This is a genomic window from Pseudokineococcus lusitanus (assembly GCF_003751265.1).
GTDB lineage: Bacteria > Actinomycetota > Actinomycetes > Actinomycetales > Quadrisphaeraceae > Pseudokineococcus > Pseudokineococcus lusitanus.
The window spans coordinates 1-5035 of record NZ_RJKN01000016.1 but is presented as its reverse complement, the minus strand read 5'-3'; the positions used below and the strand labels follow the sequence as shown (position 1 = coordinate 5035).

Annotated in this window: 6 protein-coding genes and 1 riboswitch; all 6 genes read right to left on the bottom strand. The window is 79.7% G+C overall.

Features of this window, described 5'->3' with window-relative positions; all coding sequences use genetic code 11:
* Nucleotides 1-146 precede the first annotated feature (146 nt).
* The gene (locus EDC03_RS17315) at nt 147-1151 is read right to left on the bottom strand and encodes a sulfotransferase (RefSeq protein ID WP_199720387.1); all 1005 of its coding nucleotides are present in this window, start codon (nt 1149-1151) and stop codon (nt 147-149) included.
* 47 nt (nt 1152-1198) lie between these two features.
* On the bottom strand, nt 1199-1681 hold the full coding sequence (locus EDC03_RS17310) for a rhodanese-like domain-containing protein (protein WP_241967251.1): 483 nt from the start codon (nt 1679-1681) through the stop codon (nt 1199-1201).
* Nucleotides 1678-2223: a cupin domain-containing protein gene (locus EDC03_RS17305; protein ID WP_199720386.1), complete on the bottom strand. Its 546-nt coding sequence runs from the start codon at nt 2221-2223 to the stop codon at nt 1678-1680. Before EDC03_RS17305 ends, EDC03_RS17310 begins: the two co-directional genes overlap by 4 nt.
* A 134-nt stretch (nt 2224-2357) precedes the next feature.
* Complete coding sequence (locus tag EDC03_RS17300) at nt 2358-2879, bottom strand: winged helix-turn-helix domain-containing protein (protein ID WP_123381517.1); 522 nt, start codon at nt 2877-2879, stop codon at nt 2358-2360.
* Nucleotides 2880-3145: 266 nt separating this feature from the next.
* Nucleotides 3146-3234: riboswitch (SAM riboswitch) on the bottom strand.
* 54 nt (nt 3235-3288) lie between these two features.
* Nucleotides 3289-4251, bottom strand: a complete 963-nt coding sequence (locus EDC03_RS17295) for a glycoside hydrolase family protein (protein ID WP_123381516.1) — start codon at nt 4249-4251, stop codon at nt 3289-3291.
* 457 nt (nt 4252-4708) lie between these two features.
* Nucleotides 4709-5035: HNH endonuclease signature motif containing protein (locus EDC03_RS17290; protein ID WP_148058140.1), on the bottom strand; the 327-nt coding region annotated here is incomplete at its 5' end.

The following is a 5035-nucleotide window of genomic DNA, read 5'->3' as shown; positions in this document are numbered from 1 at the left end:
GCCGAGGTGGTCGGCCAGCCACTGCGTGGTCACGAGGCGCTCGGGGTGGGCGTACTGCGCCAGCGCGGGGCTCGGGTCGGTCGGGACGCTCACGGCGGGGTCTCTCCTCGGGGTGGCGGTGCGGGTCGGACGGTCGGGGCGGTGCGTCAAGGACGGTCGGGGGCCGAGGCCGGGCGCCCGGCCGCGCGGCTGCGGAAGTCGCCGCGGCCGGCGTCGCCGCGCCAGCTGTCGACCTCGAGACCGGTGAGGCGCTCGAGCAGGTCGACGTCCTCGAGCAGCGGGGCGAGCACCTCGCGCCGGACCTCGACGGGCAGCGGCGCGGGCGGCACGGGGCGGGCGTGGAGCGCGGCGAGCAGGGGGCGGGACGCCCGTCGCCAGACCTGCGGCGGCGCGAGGCTGCCGACGGCGGCGCCCGCGCGCACCGCCCGCGACAGCAGGCGGTGGCGCGGGCCGTCGCCGACGACGGGCTTGGAGTTGGCGGCGGGCACGGTGTGCGCCACCCCGGTCGGGACGCCGAGGAAGGTGCAGACGGCGTCGAGCGCCGCCGTGGGCGTGTCGACGAGGTCGCGGTAGCGGAGCACGTGCACCTGCTCGGCGGGCAGCACGCCGAGCAGGCGCTGCACCTGCTCGCCGTAGCGGCCGAGGCCGCGGTAGCGCCAGAAGGGCGCCCACCCGGCTGCGGCCCGCTCGTCCTCCCGGCGCACCGCGGCGAGGAAGTCGGCCTCCGGCTCGAGGCCGTCGGCGCGCAGGTGCCGCCAGTTCGACAGCGCCCGGTCCACGGGGTCGCGCACGACGGCGACGACGCGGACGTCGGGCACGTCGGCCGCCAGCCGCGGCAGCGCGTCGCGGTCGTGGAGGTAGAAGGGCGTGCTCTCCCCGCGGACGGCGCCGGGCGGCGCGTCCGCGAACAGCCGGCGGTAGGCCTCGGCGCGCCACACCCACTCCCGGCGGCTGTGCGCGTCGCCGGGGCCGCGGTGGTCGGCCCGCCGCGGCGGGCGACCGTCGCAGAGGTAGAACTTCGGCTCCTTGACGGGGGACAGGTGCAGGGCCGGGTGCGTGGCCAGCGCGGCGTGCAGCGCCGTCGTGCCCGCCTTCGGCGCGCCGGCGATGACGAAGTGCGGTCGCCCGGGCACGCCCGTCACGTCGCCCACGGCGCCTCCCACTGAGTCGATCAGATCGGTCGAGAACGGGGGCGAGGCTAGTGGCCCGCCACCTCGTCCCGCACCTGCGCGACCGTGGGCGGCAGGACGGGGCCGCCCGTCGTCGGCAGTCCCGCGGCCGCCCACGCCCGGAAGCCGCCGGCGACGTCGGTGGCCCGGTGGACGCCCAGCTCCTGCAGCGCGGCGGCCGCGAGGCTCGACGTGTAGCCCTCCGAGCACAGGACGACGACGTGGAGGTCGACGTCCGCGACGGGCAGCGCGGCCTCGCCGCCCGGCTCGAGCCGCCACTCGAGGACGTTGCGCTCGACGACGAGAGCACCGGGCACCTCGCCCTCCTCGGCGCGCTGGGCGGCGGGCCGGATGTCGACGAGCAGCCCGCCGGCGGCGACCGCCGCGGCCGCCTCCACCGGCCCTAGGCGCCGCAGCGTGGCGCGGGCCCGGCCGAGGACGTCGGCGACGCTGCGCCCGCCGCGGCGCGGCGCCACCGGCCGGGCCGCCGCGGGGGCGACGACGGCGCTCACCAGTCCGCCCCGGCGCCCTCGCGGGCGGTGACGACGAGGCGGCCGTCGTCGAGGCGGTAGCGCGTCATCGTGGCGAGCGCGGGCGCGTAGACGTGCAGGCTCACCGCCGCCGAGGAGGCCGCCTCGACGTCGTGGACGTGCCGGGAGCCGAAGGCGCGCACCCGGCCCGCCGTCAGCGTCTGCGCGCGGAGCGTCGTGGCGCCGCCGCGGGCGGCGGGGACGGTCTCGCGGAGGGTCCCGCCCGCGACGACGAAGGCCCCGGCGCTGCCGCCGTGGTCGTGGAGGCCGGTGCCCTGGCCGGGCAGCCAGGTGAGGAGCCACGCCTCGTAGCCGTCCCCGGCGCCGAGGCGGACGTAGTGCCGTTCGCCCTCGTCGAAGCGGACGAGGTGGCGCCACAGGAGGGGGCGCGCCAGCAGCTCGGTGGCGACCCGGCCGAGCCCGGCCGGGGTCGGGGCGAGCAGCGCGGGCAGGGCGGCCGACGAGGCCGGGGCGGCGGCAGGCGCAGCGGGGGCGGTGACGGACGGCAGCAGGGTGGTGCTCACGGGGTACCTCCGGGCAGGCGGCCGGACGCGCCGTCGGGCGGCGTCGGGCGACGGGTGGGAGCGCACGCGGCGTGCGCGGCGGCGGCGGCGGGGGCCGCCCGGGGGGGGCCGGTCGGCGACCGACCGGCCCGGCGTCAGGCGGCGCGGAAGCGCAGGCCGTCGGCGGCGTCGTCGAGGACGCCCCCGCGGGCGGGCAGCAGCGCGCGCAGGCGCCCCACGTGCGCGGCGAGGAGCGCCTCGGCGGCCGGCTCGTCGCTGCCCCACAGCTCGCGGGCCGCCGTCGCGCGCGGGACCGGACGGCCCTGCGCCCGCACGAGGAGGAGCAGGAGCTCGAGGTCGCGGGCGGCGAGGGCGGCGGGCCCCTCGGGCTCGACCGGCGCGGCGGGCCGGGGCAGCGGCGCCGGGCCGGGGCGGCCGACGAGGTCGACGTCGAGGTCGGCCCGCACGCCCGGCACGAGGTCGGTGACGAGCTGCCGGAGGACGTCACCCACCTCGAGCGCGTCGGTGCCCGCGCGGTCGGCCGCCTCCGGCGCGAGGTGGAGGCGGAGGACGACGTCGCCGCCGCTGCCGGTGGGCGTCGGGGTGACGGGCGCCTGCGGGGCGCCGCGGCGGCCGGCGCGAGCGGGACGCCGGGCGGGGAGGGTGCTGGTGGTCATGGGGGTCCTTCCGGGTGCCCGGTGGGCACGGGGGGCGCGGACCCGCGGCCGGTCAGCCCTGCGGGAGGGGGGACGTCGGCCGGGTCGCTGCGCGCGGGGGCTGGGGGACCGCCGTGGCGCCGCCCGGGGAGGGGGCGGCGGGGGCGGGGCGCGGCGTGCTCATCGACAGGAGGGGCACGGCCGCGCGCCGGGCATCAGCCGGGCGGTGCGCAGCGGGGTGGTGCGGGCGGTGCTCGTCGGACGGGTGGCCTCGGCCATGGCGGTCTCCTCCATCGGTCCTGGCGGGAGCACGCCCCCGACGGGGACGGTGCTGCGGCGTCGACGAGCCAGGTCTCTCGGCCGCTCTGGATGGCGGGACGAACACTACAGAGTCGGTCGGGATTGCTGTCAACCCCTCGCCCGAACCGGCTCAGGCGGCCTGCGACCCCCCGGGCAGCACGACCGTGCGCAGCTCGTGCGCGCCGTCGGGCCGCGCCACCTCGAAGAACCAGCGGCGCGTGCCGTCGCCGACGTCGGCGACGTCGACGTACCGCAGCCCGCCCGCCCCGTGCGGGCCGGCGAGGAAGGGGCCGCCCGGCACGGCGGCGAAACGGCCGTCGCCGACGCCGACGGCGAGACCCGTGCGCTCCTCCCAGTTCTCGTCCGCCGTGGCGCGGCCGTCGTAGAGCGCCCACGGAGCGCCGTCCACGTCGAGGACGGTCGCGACCCGGACGCCGCGGGCGTCCCACTCCCCCGGCCGCCCGGCCAGCGCGGTGCCGTGCCAGGTCCACGCGACGCCGTCGTCGCTCGTGGCGTGCTCGGTGGTCATGCGGTCGGTGGCGTCGGGGTCCTCCAGCGGGTGCACCGAGGCCCACAGGTGCCAGCGGCCGTCGACGAGCCGCACGACGGGGTCCTTGACGGCGAGACGGTCCGACCCGGGCAGGACGGTCGTCGCGGGCGCCGTCGCCAGGCCGGCGGGGTCGTCCGCCTCGAGCAGGTCGACGCGCCAGTGCTTGGTGCCCGGCGTCGCGCAGCTGACGTAGAGCCGCCAGCGCCCCTCCGGGGTGCGCACGAGGGCGGGGCGCTCGAGCGACTCGGCACCGAAGGCGGTGCGGAGGACCTCGGCGACGGGGGTGAAGGTGACGCCGTCCTCGGAGCGCAGGACGACGTTGGCGTACCCGCGGCCCTCCCCGAGGGGACGACGCAGCCGGACGGCCAGCCACCACGTCCCGTCGTGGAGGACGACGGACGGCCCGCCGGCCCACGCCCCGGGGCGGGGGTCGGCCGGCTCGAGGACGACGACGGACCCCTCCCACCACGCGTCCCCGGTGAGCGGCGCGGCCCCGGCCGGCGGCTCGACGACGGGCTGGTGCGGTGCGGGCGAGGCGGTCACGGGTCCTCCGGGGTGGCACGGCGGCGGCGCGGGGCGGGCGGGGGCAGTCTCCACCCCGCACGTCCCGCGCCGTCGCCGCCCGCCACGCCGGGGGTCCGCGCCTCGGGACGAGCCGTCTCGGCCCGGCCGGCGGACGGCGCGGGGCGCGGGGCGCGGGCGCGGCGTGGGCGTGAACATGGACGGGCGCCTCGTCACGGAAGGGCTCCTGGCCGGACCACGGCCCGGCGGAGTGCGAGCAGGTACACGCCCGCAGCCCACGGCCACCGACGACCCGCACGCCGGGCCCGGTGGCCGTCGCCGTCCCGGTCACCCAGCCACCGACCCGGTCACCCAGCCACCAACCCGGTCACGCCGTCGCCGGCGGGCTGTGCACGAGCGCCACCGTCTTGGCACAGGAGGTGCGCACGCCACCGGCCCACCCGGGCGTGGCTGCTGTCGCCCGGGGCTCGGCGCATGGTCACGCCGCCGCTCGGGTGGTGGTGTGCGGTCGCGTGCGGGCGCGCCAGCGGTCGACGACGCGGTCGAGCGCCCTTGTCCAGGGTGGTGGTGGTCGCAGGGGTGCGGTGCCGTCGGGCGGGTGCCAGATCACCTGGGCGCCGTCGAGCTCGCCGCGCCAGCCTTCTCGGTGGACGAGGCGGTGGTGGTGGCCGCACAGGCAGGCGGCGTTGCGCTCTGACGTGGTCCCGCCATTCGACCAGGGGGTGAGGTGGTGGATGTGGCCCCACTCGGCCGGACGGCTGCAGCCGCCCCAGGTGCAGGTGCGGTCGCGCAGGCGGACGGCGGT